13 protein-coding genes and 6 tRNA genes are annotated in these 15490 nt (G+C 38.6%); 1 reads left to right on the top strand and 18 read right to left on the bottom strand.

Translation table 11 applies throughout. The features are described from left to right. Positions 1–259 precede the first annotated feature (259 nt). The 6 genes from ACYQ1N_RS05675 to ACYQ1N_RS05650 all read right to left on the bottom strand — a co-directional run bounded on the left by ACYQ1N_RS05675 (position 260) and on the right by ACYQ1N_RS05650 (position 7250). Positions 260–1168, bottom strand: a complete 909-nt coding sequence (locus tag ACYQ1N_RS05675; RefSeq protein ID WP_459833792.1) for a radical SAM mobile pair protein B — start codon at positions 1166–1168, stop codon at positions 260–262. Next, positions 1156–1845 carry a radical SAM mobile pair protein A gene (locus tag ACYQ1N_RS05670; RefSeq protein WP_459833943.1) on the bottom strand — a complete coding sequence of 230 codons (690 nt, stop codon included), beginning with the start codon at positions 1843–1845 and terminating at the stop codon, positions 1156–1158. Before ACYQ1N_RS05670 ends, ACYQ1N_RS05675 begins: the two co-directional genes overlap by 13 nt. Beyond that, positions 1842–2279: a radical SAM mobile pair system MarR family transcriptional regulator gene (locus tag ACYQ1N_RS05665; protein ID WP_459833790.1), complete on the bottom strand. Its 438-nt coding sequence runs from the start codon at positions 2277–2279 to the stop codon at positions 1842–1844. Before ACYQ1N_RS05665 ends, ACYQ1N_RS05670 begins: the two co-directional genes overlap by 4 nt. A gap of 279 nt (positions 2280–2558) precedes the next feature. After that, a complete protein-coding gene (rlmD, locus tag ACYQ1N_RS05660; RefSeq protein ID WP_459833788.1) occupies positions 2559–4043 on the bottom strand; it encodes a 23S rRNA (uracil(1939)-C(5))-methyltransferase RlmD in 1485 nt (494 codons plus the stop codon). 26 nt (positions 4044–4069) lie between these two features. Beyond that, on the bottom strand, positions 4070–5887 hold the full coding sequence (locus ACYQ1N_RS05655) for a glycerophosphodiester phosphodiesterase family protein (protein WP_459833785.1): 1818 nt from the start codon (positions 5885–5887) through the stop codon (positions 4070–4072). A gap of 112 nt (positions 5888–5999) precedes the next feature. Next, positions 6000–7250, bottom strand: a complete 1251-nt coding sequence (locus tag ACYQ1N_RS05650; protein WP_459833783.1) for a hypothetical protein — start codon at positions 7248–7250, stop codon at positions 6000–6002. A 455-nt stretch (positions 7251–7705) separates the two neighbouring features. Between ACYQ1N_RS05650 and ACYQ1N_RS05645 the strand changes: the two genes are divergently transcribed. After that, positions 7706–8668, top strand: coding sequence for an NAD(P)/FAD-dependent oxidoreductase (locus ACYQ1N_RS05645; RefSeq protein ID WP_459833780.1), 963 nt, complete (start codon positions 7706–7708; stop codon positions 8666–8668). 218 nt (positions 8669–8886) lie between these two features. Here ACYQ1N_RS05645 and ACYQ1N_RS05640 read toward each other — a convergent pair whose 3' ends face one another. The 12 genes from ACYQ1N_RS05640 to ACYQ1N_RS05585 form a co-directional block, all read right to left on the bottom strand. Further along, a complete protein-coding gene (locus ACYQ1N_RS05640; protein ID WP_459833777.1) occupies positions 8887–9456 on the bottom strand; it encodes a DUF6935 domain-containing protein in 570 nt (189 codons plus the stop codon). 203 nt (positions 9457–9659) lie between these two features. Continuing rightward, a complete protein-coding gene (gene rho, locus ACYQ1N_RS05635) occupies positions 9660–11156 on the bottom strand; it encodes a transcription termination factor Rho (protein ID WP_459833775.1) in 1497 nt (498 codons plus the stop codon). Positions 11157–11524: 368 nt separating this feature from the next. Further along, on the bottom strand, positions 11525–11857 hold the full coding sequence (locus ACYQ1N_RS05630; RefSeq protein WP_459833941.1) for a thioredoxin family protein: 333 nt from the start codon (positions 11855–11857) through the stop codon (positions 11525–11527). 140 nt (positions 11858–11997) lie between these two features. After that, positions 11998–12669, bottom strand: coding sequence for a DsbA family oxidoreductase (locus tag ACYQ1N_RS05625; protein ID WP_459833772.1), 672 nt, complete (start codon positions 12667–12669; stop codon positions 11998–12000). A gap of 271 nt (positions 12670–12940) precedes the next feature. Next, positions 12941–13540 carry an XTP/dITP diphosphatase gene (locus tag ACYQ1N_RS05620; RefSeq protein ID WP_459833768.1) on the bottom strand — a complete coding sequence of 200 codons (600 nt, stop codon included), beginning with the start codon at positions 13538–13540 and terminating at the stop codon, positions 12941–12943. Positions 13541–13635: 95 nt separating this feature from the next. Further along, the gene (locus ACYQ1N_RS05615) at positions 13636–14790 is read right to left on the bottom strand and encodes a THUMP domain-containing class I SAM-dependent RNA methyltransferase (protein WP_459833766.1); all 1155 of its coding nucleotides are present in this window, start codon (positions 14788–14790) and stop codon (positions 13636–13638) included. 91 nt (positions 14791–14881) lie between these two features. Continuing rightward, positions 14882–14955 (bottom strand) — tRNA-Arg (locus ACYQ1N_RS05610). Positions 14956–14964: 9 nt separating this feature from the next. Then, positions 14965–15050: transfer RNA gene (locus ACYQ1N_RS05605), tRNA-Leu, on the bottom strand. 54 nt (positions 15051–15104) lie between these two features. Then, positions 15105–15178: transfer RNA gene (locus ACYQ1N_RS05600), tRNA-Asp, on the bottom strand. 26 nt (positions 15179–15204) lie between these two features. Then, positions 15205–15278 (bottom strand) — tRNA-Ile (locus ACYQ1N_RS05595). Between the two features lie 5 nt (positions 15279–15283). Next, a tRNA-Thr gene (locus ACYQ1N_RS05590) sits at positions 15284–15355 on the bottom strand. Between the two features lie 41 nt (positions 15356–15396). Then, positions 15397–15468: transfer RNA gene (locus ACYQ1N_RS05585), tRNA-Glu, on the bottom strand. Positions 15469–15490: the final 22 nt, after the last annotated feature.

Below are 15490 nucleotides of genomic sequence, written 5' to 3'. Positions count from 1 at the left end.
GATCTGCCCGATGTCAAATTTGCCTGATTGCCCGAAAACCGCAGTATACTTAAGCTTTCGCGCCTATTTTTCTTTGAACCTTGACATCAATACTACCGTCTCGACGTGCCCCGAGACAGTAGAAAAAATAATCATACTGGTTCATGCTGTCTGGGAATTGGTCAAGGTAGGGACATGCTGTTCGGGAATTTGTCAGAAATATGATGCTCCATTACCTTCAATGATATCAGCGACATTGCAAAACACATTGAACTGGAAGTTAGCGATTTCTTTTTCCGGTATTCTCTGTCCCGCGGATTTCCTCATGATAGAAATAATCTACGATCACCGGATGCCCCTGCGGGACTCTGCCATAAGGCATTTCATTATCCACAAAGGCACAATCATACTTCTTAGCCATTTTCTCAGCTTTTACTTCAAGTGCTTCAAAGTAGCTGCGATTATGCTTGTTATAGATCTCGTCGTAAAGTGGTACCAGATCAGGATATTTTCCGGCGATATAATCCATAATTGTCTTTTTGAAACCGCCTCGAAGATTGAGATTTTCGAGCCAGAACAGATCGCACTGATCCTTTACTCGCTCAAAGATCGCTTCAAAATCCGTGATACCGGGGAATACCGGGGATACGAAACAGACTGTACGGATACCTGCTTCATATACCTGCTTCATAGCAGAGATACGGCTCTCAATGCTCGAAGCAGAGTCCATATCATTCTTGAAATTTTCATCAAGTGTGTTGATCGACCATGAAACGGTTACACGTCCAAGCTTCTTCAGCAGATCAATATCCCGTACCACAAGATCCGACTTTGTGCAAATCAGAATATCTGCGTCACTGCCGATCAGCTGCTTCAGAAGTTTTCTGGTATTCCCGAATTGCTCCTCCTGTGGGTTGTAGCCATCTGTCACAGAACCGATGACTACCCGCTGTCCGGCATATTTCTTCGGATTTTTAATTTCCGGCCAATGCTTCACATCAAGGAAAGTGCCCCATTCCTCCTTGTGCCCGGTAAAGCGCTTCATAAAAGAAGCATAGCAATACTTGCAGGCATGTGTACAGCCCACATAGGGATTGACCGAGTAACCGCCTACCGGCAGACTAGACTTAGTCATGATGTTCTTTGTTTCAACCTCACGAATGAGAATTCCATTTATTACTTCTTCCATGATTTCTGTACCTCTAACACTTTATTAAATTCTTCCGGCATCTCCTGAATCATATTTTCATCCCCTATGATAGGGACAAGGTCTTCCTTCATAAACACCGGAATGCCGAGCTTGTGTGCCTGGTCCGTCAGAGACCATGTCCATTCCGGCTTCGTATGAATCTTCCTGCTCTGAGCTCCGGTCATGGTGCCGACAACGATCCAATTGATTCCGGAAAGGTCAACTGTGCCGGGATCATCGAATAACGGCTCAAAGGTAACATGGTAATGTTTTGCTCTGACGTTTTTCCGAAGGGCGTCGATACGCCACAGTTCTGCTTTCCTCGTCACCGTAACGCCAAACCATGCGTTTTCCAGATCGATATCAAAATCCAGCAAATCAGGTCGCTTGGTAAGGAACAGGAACTGATGCTGTGGATTTTCACGGATCTTTGCAAATACCTCGTCTCTCCATTCCGGCTTCCATCCAGAGAGATCGCTCATGCCGGTGAGAAGAAAGTTCTGCGGACGTTTCTTTTCCATCATCCTGAGCTTGCCTGGAAAGAACTCAGGATCAGAGAAGTCATCAATAATATGCCAGCGTTTCACATTGTTGCGGGCATAGCAATATGTACACCCCACTTTGCAGCCAATGACGATATTCATGTTCTGAATCTGATCTTTGATACAAATACTCATGACTTCTGCCACTCCTCAAGATTCTTTCTGATGCGGTCGAGGTATTCCTCAAACCGGGTAATTTCTTCCTCTGAAAAACCTTTGTAGTAAATACTACCCATCTCATCAGATACAGAATCGTACTCGCCCTTTAAGGCATGTGCTTTCTCAGTCAGAAACAGGAGTGTTTTTCTTTTGTCCGTTTCAGACTGAACACGGCTTATCAGCCCTTGATTTTCCATTCTTTCCAGCATCGTAGTAAGAGATGTTATCGCTAATCCGCATTTAGTCGAGAGTGACCTGATTGAGATACCATCCTCCTGCCACAGCACATAAAGAATACGTCCCTGGGCTCCATTAAACGCATCAATATTCTTTTCACTGAGAATCTTCTCGAAAATACGGTCTCCAAGCTGTTTTATTTTGGTGACAAGAAATCCTCCATTCATGTTCATACAAAAGCTCCTATATAGTAGTTTATTAAAAACATACTATATAGGAGCTTTATTGTCAACAGTTTATATGTCTTAATAGGTAAATTCCGATTTGTCTCCCCAACATCCAACCCCTACCCTACATCTAATCACAGTTGCAACCTGCCCGATTATTTAATCGCGACACACAACCCTGTAAAAACGCCCTGGATAACTTCCCTATGTGCCGTTTTCCGACCAGATTTCGGGTGCTCTAAATTATGAGAAAACCGCTGTTTATCAGCGGTTTTCGGGCTCGTCTTATTTTTTCTTCGACATCAACGCTACCGTCTCCACATGCCCTGTTCCCGGGAACATATCCACTACCTTTCCGCGCACCAATCTGTACCCGTCTTTATAAAACAACTTTAAATCCCTTGCAAGAGAAGTGGGCTTACATGATATATACACAATATTCTCCACTCCGTATTCCAATATCTTCTTCAGAGCTTTGGCATTTACGCCGTCTCTCGGCGGGTCAAGAATGATAATGTCCGGCTTAACCTCCACATCATCAAGGGAAGTGAGCACATCTCCCGCCAAAAAGTCACAATTATCAAGCCTGTTAAGATTCGCATTCTCCTTTGCGGCCTCCACAGCTTCCTCAACTATTTCTATTCCGACAACTTCCTTTGCAACCGGAGCAAGCATTTGTGCAATAGTTCCGGTTCCGCTGTACAGATCGTATATAACGGGTTTTTCGCCGTTTTCGATCATTTTATCCGTGTAAACCATATCTCTTACCACGCTGTACAGCTTTTCCGCTCCCTTTGAATTTGTCTGAAAAAATGAAAACGGAGTGATTTTAAGTTCAAGCCCGAGCAAATTTTCCGTTATATAATTTTTACCGTATAGTAAATTCAATTTATCGCATTTTACCGCATCGGCAACCGAATCATTTTCTATATGCATAATTCCCGCAATTTTACCTTCCAATTCAATCTCCGATTCAAGAAGTGCGTCATTGTATTTTTTTATAAATTCCGATGTACGCTCCGAATCCGAAGTCGTAGTAACAATTGCGACCATGATTTCACCGTTAAAAGCACTTCTTCTTAAGAGCAAATGTCTTAATACTCCTTCTCTTGTCATTGTATGATAATAATCAAGCTTCGACTCATTTGCCATTTGACGGGTTTTTCTTACGATTTTATTGAAATCTTCATGTACAATCAGACATTCATCTGCGGGAGAAATAGCGTATTTGGAATTTCTTCTGTGCATTCCTATTACAATTTCTCCGTCTTTTACCTCGTCTCCGAAACTGTATTCCATTTTGTTTCTGTACTCATATACATTCGGACTGGGAACCGCTTCATCAAATAATTCATTGCTTATTTTAAAATATTCATTATCTTCCGGCACATACGGTGTTTCTCCCTCCCCCGTATATGCCCCGTTGTGGATTTCATCAAGAGCGGTCCCCATAATTCTCACGATTTCTTTTCGTTTCATTTCGAGTTGAGCGGTATAATTCATCGGAAGGTATACACATCCGCCGCACTCTCCGAATACCGGGCACCTTTTTTCCGTTTCATAACATGATTTTTCTAAAATATTTATCAGATTGCCGGATGATTGTTTTTTTAATCTGAATTCTATTTTCTGTCCCGGGATAACATTTTTTACAAGTACGGTTTTGCCGTTATCTTCCCGATTATCGGATTCAACCACCTCAACTTCCGCTCTTGCCGGAAAATATATTCTGTCCGTTACTATTCCTTTGTATAACTCTTTTCGCTTCATTTTATTAATGCTCCTGTTTTTCTGCTTTATGCCCATAATACGAATATCGTATGTAAAATAACCCGCTTCATGTCGTCATATGCTTCCCCGTATTTATCAATCCTGTCAGATTGCAGAAGACTCTTTATATTCAGACTTTTATCAATTTTATCTGTTATTATTCCGTCTGCTCCTCTCGAATAAAATCTCGCCATTCCCATCGGAGTATTTACGGTCCATACAATGACCTTTTTCCCGGCCGCCTTTATCTTATCGATATTTTCCGGAGTAGCAAGCTCTTCCTCAATAATAATCTCATCGGTAGCGAGATTTTCAATTTCTCCGAATGCCGCGTAACACAAATACCCTGTTTCCGCATTTGGGTGTTTCTCTTCCATATATTTCATCAATTTGTAATTAAAACCCACAAATACAACCTGATTCAGCATTCCCTTATTTTTCACTATCCCGTAAATGTCGTCCGCCGTTTTTTCATCTGCCGTTTTTCCCTTAAGTTCTATGTATAAAACAATCTTCCCCTTTGCGGCATCGAGCATTTCCTCCAGAGATGCTATCTGACCCGATTCCTCACTGTGCAAACTGTTCTTAACTTCTAGTTTTTTTATTTCTTCAAGAGTTAATTCCGATGATGTTTTTTTATTACCGGTCAGCCGTTTAAATGTATCGTCATGGTTGATTATATATTTATTGTCCTTTGTTCTTTGTACATCGACTTCACCGCCCCATACGCCCTTTTCTATTGCTTTATTTAATCCCTGAACGGTATTCTCATCACCCAAATTTCCGCCTGCTCTGTGAGCTATTATCTTGGTATTTGCAACTTTCGGGAATTCTTCATCAAAATTGCCTGAGGTAAAAATACTTGAAAATAACAGAAAAACGGAAAATATCCCGCTCGCAATATACATATAAGCATAATCTCTGCGAGTCGATAAATACATTTCCTCGTATTCTCCCGTATATAAATCGTACATTTTCGTAAGTGTCAAATAGTGCATCGGTACAAATATTAATATAAATATTCCCGCAACGGATAATACAAGATAAGACATAAACGTCAAAAACGCTCTATATGCATCATTATCGTCTATTTTAACGACAAATACAGCAAATGCCGCTGCCCCGACTATAACTCCCGCGATAATAAGCACCACCAGAACACTTTTTAATATGAACTTAAAGTATGTCCATACGAAATTATTCCAATTTTTTTTGATCAGTTCCGCAGCATGTTCTCTTGCCGACGCCGTAGCTTCTTTTCCTATAATCAAACAGTGAAACGTAAATATGTTAAATACCGTAAAAACGAATGCAAGTAAGACTCCGAAATAATACAGTATGGTAAAGAGTATATTTTGATGTATAAATGACACTATAAAATTAGGCAAATACAGGTTTTCCGTCAGAGATATGGCGTTCAGACCAACTCCCGCAAGCGGAAGAATAAAGGCCATATACATCAGCATAAAAAATCCGAAGGGATTGTTAAAGTATTTTAATGAAAGAAACGCCTCTTTAACAACCTCCAATGTACGAACCGGTTTATTATGCAAAATTTTATTGCTTAATATTATCATGGCATTTACGTCAAATACCATGTATACCGATAATATTACCAGACCTATCAGCATTATTCCCCATCCCTGAACAGATGTAAATAAAAACGGAATATCTCCGCTGCTGATTACCGCTCTGTCGCTTGTCCAAAGAATTCCTCCTCTTGCATATCTGAATGCCAGATCAACAAGCAACAGAAACGCTTTTGTAAGTATCTGATACCTCAATATGGTCGGTATACATTTTTTGAATTTAAAAAATGTCTTTTTATCTGTTCTGTTTATCATAATTAAAATACGTAATTTGATTCCTATATAATTTTACATTACTATAACAAAAATGCATTCCATATGATACTGTTATCGCCTTCGGGCTTAAATCATATGGAATGCATTCTGTTTATAATTTGATTATATCATAATATTTCATATTGTCGGCTGAGTTAACATTTTCATTTACAAGTTTTTCTCCGTTTGATGAAACTTTGTAACTCTTTGTTATGTCTTTGGTTGTATTTCCGAAAGAACCGTTTGCGGCAATATAAATGTTGTCATATTCAACCGTAAAATATAGTTTTTCCGTTCCTTTACCGTTTGAAACCGTAGCACTGTACACCATATACAATTTGTTTTCAGGTCCGTCAAACTCTTTCGACTTATCCGAATTATTTTCAGCCGATGAACCATCCGAAGATTTTGTTTCTTCACTGTTGTCACCGTTTGAAGATGTTGTTTCTCCGTTATCTGCTCCGTTTTCCGTTTCAACAGATTTCTTCTTTAAGAAATAAACATCAGAAAGTTTAATATCCGATGCGGTTTCTTCATTAGGCTGTGTCAAATATCCGACATTGTTTGTTGCGGTATATAACATTCTGAATGTCTTATCCGCCGTCTGATTTGTAATCATGGAAATATTGTCGGCGTTGAGCTTATTTTTATATTCATCGGTTATTTTACCGGAGTCTGTTACGTATGTGCTGAGACCGTTTATTTCAATCTTTGTCTCGGTGGAAACCGGAACGTAACCCTGATTGGCTATAATATGAATGTCCGATGTACATGTTATTGTCACCATTTCACCGTTACTCAGATTAGTTGTCTTATCAGCTTTATATTCAAGTTTTTTAAATAATTCGTTATCCGAGCTGTTAACAATGCTTAATGTCGCATCAGGACTTATACCCTTTATATCTACTGTTACAAATGAAAAAATATCCGTTTTTTCACCTTCTTTTATATTTTCGGCCTTGTAGGCAAATTTATCGCTTCCGACATTTTTGTTTATATAATCCGATAACTTTTGATTGCCGTTAAGGATATCTTCAGGCTGAACAAAGTAAATATCAAAGTTATTGCCGTTCGCCAAATCTTTAGAATCTGTTTTTGCCTCAAGTTTGTCCACATACTGCTTTGTAAGGTCTTTTAATTCATCGTCATTTTCACCGTCCGTCAAAGCATTGTATAAATCATCTTTTTTAATGCTTACATCCGCCGTGGCATAATTGTTTACGCCTTTGTAATCAACCGTCACATAATCGGATAATTTAATTTTTTTTCCGGTAAATACGGTAAAAACCAATATCAATATTACTGCGACCGCAATTCCAGCAGCCACAAGTATAGATGTTGTTATTTTAGCTTTTTTTGACATATATACTCCTTAATCGATTGTGTTACATAAACAAAGCATAGTATACTATCTGCAATTTATCAAAGCAAATCATTTAAGTTTTATTTATATTTATAAACTTTGCTGCCCCCGTTATTTATTGTTTTATTAAATGTTCTTTATGCGGAATATGTAGGTATTTACAGGTTTATAAGGCTGAATTTCATGTGAATTTATGTCACCTGTCGGACGAAAACATACGAAATGATATGCGAAACCGTATATATTTTTATTGATTATTATACGAAGCTCTGCCTGAAAAATTGATTATATTATGTTGTGTAAAATATAATTTATGATATAATTAATTTACATTTTAAAGTTACATTTAACACAATGTAATTAACATTATCGGCTGATTGAACCGTTGTCTGATATACCTGATTCAGTTTATATTATATAAATAAAAGTGATTACTGATTACGGAGGTTTCTGTAGTGAACGAATACGATGTCATAATTATAGGTACCGGTCCTGCCGGACTAAGTGCTGCGCTTACTTCAACAATAAGAAATAAAAAAATATTACTTTTCGGAGATATTCATTCAAGTAAAAAAGTATACAAGGCTCACATAATAAACAACTATCTCGGTCTGCCTTCCGTTTCGGGAGAAGAATTGGCAAAGGCTTTTCTTGAGCATATTAAAAAATTCGATATTGAAATCAGAAACGAAAGGGTTGCCAGAATATATCAGGTCGGCGAAAAATTCGCGGTACAGGTGGGTCAGGAAATGATTCCGACAAAGACAATTATCCTTGCAACGGGCGTTGTTATGTCCAAACCGTTTCCGGGAGAAGATGAACTTCTCGGAAAGGGAGTAAGTTACTGTGCAACATGTGACGCCGCATTATATAAGAACAAAGATGCCATTGTGGTTTCATACAGTCCCGAATTTGAACATGAAGTTGATTTCCTGGCTGAATATGCCGATCATGTAACGTATATGCCTGTATACAAGTACGATTCCATTGAATTTAACAGAGATAATATTTCGATTGTCAACGAAAAGCCCGTTTCAATATTAAGTCTTGAAGACGCTTCCAAAGAAGACGGTATTGATCCCGCTCTCCTTGAAGTGAAAGAAGACCCTAACGCAAGTCCCTTTGCTCCGAAACTTGATCCTGTATTTTTGAAGACAAATGAATCAATACACAAAACGGACGGTGTCTTCATACTCAGAAGTGCAATATCTCCGGGTAAACTGATAGACGGTTTAAAAACCGTGGGACCTCATGTTGAAGTTTCCAGAAGAATGGAAACCAATATACCGGGAGTATTTGCATGCGGCGATATTGCCGGAGAACCTTATCAATATATTAAAGGCGCAGGTGAAGGCGACTCGGCCGCCATATCCGCAGCTGAATATATAGATAATTTAGCCCACAGTCATAGTGAATAATGTATAATGCATAAAAATCATACGGTAACATTTTTACCATACAATGTCTTAACATAAATATTTTTTAGATTTATCAATAAATGCGGAATTACTTTGAACATGTCCCACGATGAGGTATGTTAAAGTCATTCCGCATTTATTATTGTGTTTACTTATAAATATTTAAAATTAAATATTTCATCTTCGATGTATTGCCGCATATTTATATTTTTGATTTATCATGCCCACGGATCCTCTGATTTAGGAGTTTTGACTCCCACGAGCAAATATTGTTCCCATAGAAACCATTTTCCGTCGCTTCCACGCATGCGCAGTTTTACGGGTCTCGGATTGTCCGCACCTCCGCACGGAATAAATAATTTCATATATCCCTCTTCGGAGTTTGAATCTGAACTGCTTTCAATATCAACGGTAAACGGTTCTGAAGGTGTATAATCATTGTCCGGAACAGCTCCTCTGAAGTATGTAAACGGCAAATATGTTTTGCCGTCGCGATATCTGTCATTAATAAATGAAATATCCTGTCCGCTCATAGGGCGCGGTCCGCGAAGAAAATTCAGCATTTCGGTTCCGATTTCCCTGTCAGCCGCATATGCACAAAGTGCAAGCACGGTCAATGCAGCTGTCTTAAACGGAGTATCAAGACAACTTTCCGGCAATGCCTGCATTTCTGCCAAACTTTCGGGCAGTGCATTAAAAACAAAAGTCTCTCTCTTTTTACCTGCTGCGCCTAAAGTATTATTTGCCGCCTGTTTTGCCGTATTTTTCAATTTATCGAAAATGCTCATAACAATTCCTCCATACATCACTGTCTGAGTACCGATTAATTCAATTAAAGAATTAAATCATATGTATGAATATGCTTATATGGAATCATTTATAAATCATAAAACATGATATACATATGGTTCTCCGATTATGTTCATATTCGATTATATTATGCATAAATAAATACACCCAATCAATAATACCGCGGTAGCAGATACAATACTTATATATATCTTTTATTTAATATCTTTTGGACAAGCTCCTTATTGGTCTTTGTTTCGGAAAATAAATCCAATAATCTTTCCGTCACTTCTTCCCTCTTTACTCCGTTTAACGCCTTGTGAATAATGTCAACGGCTGCCAATTCATCTTCATCCAACAGCAAATCATCTCTTCTTGTGCCTGATTTATAAATATCAATTGCAGGAAACACCCTTTTTTCCTGAAGTTTTCTGTCGAGTATAAGTTCCATGTTTCCCGTTCCCTTAAATTCCTCGAAAATAACCTCATCCATTTTACTTCCGGTTTCAATAAGAGCCGTTCCCAGAATTGTCAGACTTCCGCCCTCTCTGATATTTCTTGCGGCTCCGAAAAACCTTTTAGGCATGTACAGCGCTGAAGGATCAAGTCCTCCGGAAAGAGTTCTTCCGCTTATCTGTACGGTCTGATTGCTTGCTCTTGTAAGTCTTGTTATGCTGTCCAACAGTATTACGACATCCTTACCGGATTCAACAAGACGTTTGGCTCTTTCTATAGTCATATCGGCCGCTCTCTTATGATGATCCGGCTGCTCGTCAAATGTCGAATAAATAACATCTACTCTGTTGCCGATAATGGACTCCTTAATATCCGTAACCTCTTCGGGTCTCTCATCTATAAGAAGAATCATAAGATAAATATCCGGATATTTATGCGTTATGGCATTTGCAATTTTCTTTATTAAAGTTGTTTTTCCCACCTTGGGAGGAGCCACTATCATGCCTCTTTGTCCTTTTCCTATCGGAGAAAGCAAATCAATAATTCTTGTGGCAATATCATTATTATTTTCAATTTCAATAGATATTTTCTCCTCAGGATAAATAGGGGTAAGATTATTAAATATTCTTCTCTTTTCGAGCTTGCTTATCTCAACATCATTTATCTTTTCGATATATATGAGGGCCATAAATTTGTCTTCAGGTTTATTTCTTCTCTTAAGTCCCTCTATCTGATCGCCTGTCTTAAGATTAAATCTTGTAATATGAACCGGAGAGACATATACATCATTCGGTCCCGGCAAAAAGTTGTCGCATCTTAAGAAACCATATCCGTTTTCATTTTCAACAATTTCAAGAATTCCGACTACCTTTTCCGGCTCCGTTCCCTCTACGGCATACGGATCCGTATTATCGGATATACGGTTGCCGTTTCTGCTTCCGTACCTTGATTCTTCGTATTTATTTCTGTTGTAACGATTATCGGCATCCGAATATCTGTTTCCTGAACCGGCGGAATCTTCATATCTCTCCGTCGTTGTATGATCCGACACGGAATCGTCATTTTTCACGGCGGTGCCTACGTTACTGATTTCATCACATTTGTCAATATTTAAGTCGTAGTTGCAAAGAACATCAATAAGATCATCTTTTCTGAGAGATGATATTCCCTTTATTCCGTTATCTTTGGCAATCTTTTTTAACTCTAAAATGGACAAATGCTCAAAACGCTCTCTGTTGCGCATTTTATATTCTCCTATTCATCTTGCACGGAAAAGTATCGAAGTGATAAACTTCAATAAACGCCTGAGACTCAGGCTGTTAAATCAAAATAAAATTACCTAATAAATAATAGTGACATATTTATAAAAAGTCAAACTTCACAATCTGTTTTATACTAAATCCGTATTTATTCTTTCAATTATAATAACCGCACATTTCGACATTTCAATTCCCGACAGTCAATTAATTATTAACCGTATTTTATTCGGTCGTTTAGCTCTTAGTTCTTAGCCGTACCTTATTCGGCTGATTATCTGTCAGCCTTGCTTTATTCAGTCGTTTAACCCTCGGTTCTTAACCGTACCTTATTCAGTCTGCTATCATCCCGTCGTTAATCTTCGTTCCCGTTACCGATTACTGTCTCCATACGATGCAATATTTCATCCAGACTGAAATATCCGCTTTTTGAAATAAACAGTTTACCATATGTAAATGACAATACTGCAGGCGAAGATAAAATCCCCATCTGAGCGGAAAGTTCCGTATACTTTTCTATGGGAATATATCTCATTACCACATTTTCATGATTTCTGCTCCAAATATCCAATTTATGAAAAATAGACTTACACGGAGCACAATTTTCTGTTCCGAACTGAAATATAACAAAATCATTGTTTTTTATTATATCTTCCGGAACCTCTTTTTCCTCTATCTCTTTAAACATATTATTCAATTTTAATTTCCTGTTGCATATTTGAAAAACCGTGATTTACCGGTTTTCACATAATTAACTTCAGTCTGTTCATCTTAAGTATTATGGCTCTGCCGTCCTTTGAGTTAAATCCGGCGACACTCTGTGAAAACTTACTTTTCTTCCGTCTTTTCCTTATTCAGTTCGGCAAGAACTTTTCCTAATGCACCGACAAAGAAATCTTCCTGTTGCGCGCCGGAAATGCTGTATTTGTTATTAATTACAAAGAACGGCACTCCCCTGATACCGAATGCATTTGCATCAGCCTCGTCTTTTCTTACTTCATCGGAAAAAGTGTTTCCGTCCAATACACTTTCAACTTCAGATTTGTCCAATCCGGCTTCAACCGCAATTCTAATCAAAACGTCTCTATTATTAAGCTCTTCGTTTTTTCCGAAAAATGCATCAAACAGCGAAAGAATCATTCTGTTGGCAAGTCTCTTGTCGCCTTTGGAATAAGCCAGCTTTGTCAGCCTGTGTACATCGAAAGTATTGGTGTATTTTGCAGTTTTAAGGAAAAAATCTATTCCCTCTGCCAACCCCATTTGCTGAATCGATTCAAGCTGAGCATTCGCCTGTTCTTCAGTTATTCCGTATGTAGCGGCGATCTTCTCTACGCCGCTGTAATATTTATCTTTATCCGCATCCGGATATAATTCAAAGCTTCTCATATCAAGTTCCACCTGATCTGCTATTCCGAGCTTTTCGATTGCTTTTAATAATCTTATTTCACCGATATAGCAAAAAGGGCAAACATAATCGGACCAATAGGTTATTTTTATCATGCAGCCTCCTTTTTAATATGCCGATAACTATCCGCTTATTTACTGACTTATATTTTTATATATTGCATTTTTATATATTGTATAAGTATATAAATATACATACGCTTATACTTATATTTCTGCTTATGCTTGTATTTCTGCTTATGCTTATATTTCTGCTTATGCTTATATTTCTGCTTATGCTTATATTTACGTTACTGTCCTACAATGCGTTCATTTCATTTACAAAATATAATTTATCCGTAACTCCGTCTTTCGCCGTATTACTTAATCATCCGAGTTCTCTGTTAATTATCTCAATCATTTTACGGAGTGCATTGCCTCTGTGGCTTATTTTATTTTTTTCATCTGATGAAAGCTCTGCGCTTGTTCTGTTATATTCCGGAATAAACAGTATTGGATCATAACCGAATCCGTTGCTGCCTCTTTGCTCTTTTGCAATAATTCCCTCCATGGCTCCTTCCGTAACAAACTCTCTTCCGTCGGGCAAAACCAAGGCCATGCAGCACCTGAATCTTGCAGTTCTTTTTTCATCTTCAACATTTTCAAGCTTCTCAAGCAGAGCATTGTTTTTTATATCATAAGAAGTACCTTCTCCCATGAATCTTGAAGAATAAATACCCGGTGCACCGTCCAATGCATCAATCTCCAGTCCGGAATCGTCAGATATGGAAGGTTTACCGGACAATTTGCATATTTCCCGCGCCTTTATTAACGCATTTTCTTCAAATGTTGTTCCGGTTTCCTCAACATCCGCGTTTATGCCCGCATCGGCAAGTGAAACAAATGTAATATCGCTTCCCGACATCATTTCCGATATTTCTTTTACTTTAGATTTATTATTAGTTGCCAATATTATTGTATTATCCATGTAATTCCTCTCATATTCTCATGATTGTTTTCAGGTCATATTCTAAAGTTATATTCTTAATTCATTCTTTTAAAACATATACTCATGTCATATTCTCATGATTGTTTTCTTTTAGGCGGTTTCTTTCCTTCAAATGAATATAAATATGTTTTAATCATACCGTTATACAATTTTCTCTTTTTCGTTGCTTTCCGGTTAAAATCTTTTTCTATTTCTTCATAAGGAGTAATCACATATGCAGACCAATCTTCAAGTTTACCGAATGCACTTCCCAATTCTCCGTAAAGCTTAGGTAAGGCTTCCTTCTCTTCAAGCCTTTCGCCGTACGGAGGATTTGTAATTATAAAACCGTATTTTTTAGCGTGGCTAAGTTCAGAAACGTCCCTGTTCTGGAAATGAACCAGGTCTGATACACCCGCTCTTGCCGCATTGTCTCTTGCAATCTTCAATACTTTTGCGTCAATATCATATCCCTGTAAATGAGTCTCAACATTAGTATCAATTGCATCATTTGCTTCTTCCAAAACATCATTCCATATAGATTGCGAAATCAAGTTGCTCCATGTCCGTGAAGTAAAATTTCTGTGCATTCCAGGTGCAATATTTGCAGCCATCATTGCTGCTTCTATTATAATGGTACCGCTTCCCACAAACGGATCTATCAGTATTCTGTCACCTCTCCAAGGCGTCAGCTTAATAATTGAAGCGGCAAGAGTCTCCGAAATAGGCGCATCGCCGCTTGCAACTCGGTATCCCCTTTTGTGCAATGCCACACCTGTTGTATCAATACAAACAGAAACACTATCCTTTAATATATTTATTTTAATTGGATATTCACTTCCGGTTTCCTCAAAGTAGCTGATGCCGTATTTTTTCCCTAAACGGGTCACGACAGCCTTTTTCACGATTGATTGTATGTCGCTTGTGGAAAATAATTTGCTGTTTACCGAGCTTGCCTTTGTAACCCAGAATTTACCGTCCTTTGGAATAAATCTTTCCCATTCCAATTCGGCAATACGGTCAAATAATTCCGTAAATGTAACCGCCTTAAATTCTCCGACACATATCATAACTCTTTCGGCAGTTCGAAGATTAACATTTGCCCTTGCAACGGCTTCGTCATCCCCTTCAAAGTATACTCTTCCGTTATCAACTCTTGTAATATCATATCCCAAATCATATATTTCTCTCTTAAGGACCGCCTCCAAACCGAAATGACATGGACAAACAAGCTCATATAAATTATTCATTTTATTTTCCTTTGCAAAGACATAATAAAGTTTACATATAATAAATTTAAAATTAAATAAAAAAAGCCGACTTAAAAAGTCGGACAAGAAATGTACGTAGCAAGATTCGAACTCGCGACCTTCTGGTCCGTAGCCAGACGCTCTATCCAGCTGAGCTATACGTACATAAAAACATGCCGGCGATCGGGGTCGAACCGATACGGGTATTACTACCCACAGGATTTTAAGTCCTGGGCGTCTGCCAATTCCGCCACGCCGGCATAATAATAAATTCTAAAAGGAAACAACATCACTCTTGTACAGGTACAAGAAAGCGACCCGAAAGGGACTCGAACCCTTGACCCCCGCCGTGACAGGGCGGTGCTCTAACCAACTGAGCCACCGGGCCAGACAAAAACATATTAAATATGTGAGTGGAACTTCGGGGACTCGAACCCAGGACCGACCGGTTATGAGCCGGTTGCTCTAACCAACTGAGCTAAAGTTCCATAAGAGCCGACAGTCGGAGTCGAACCAACAACCTATTGATTACAAATCAATTGCTCTGCCATTGAGCCATGTCGGCAAATCAGAACCGAATAAAATGTTCTTGCTTATAAAAAGCTATGACCCCAACGGGATTCGAACCCATGTTACCGCCGTGAAAGGGCGGTGTCTTAACCGCTTGACCATGGGGCCTTCTCTTTGAGTGTATCACTCG

This window comes from Howardella ureilytica, assembly GCF_054657495.1.
The sequence above is the reverse complement of the archived record's forward strand: the minus strand, read 5'-3'. Positions and strand labels throughout refer to the sequence as shown.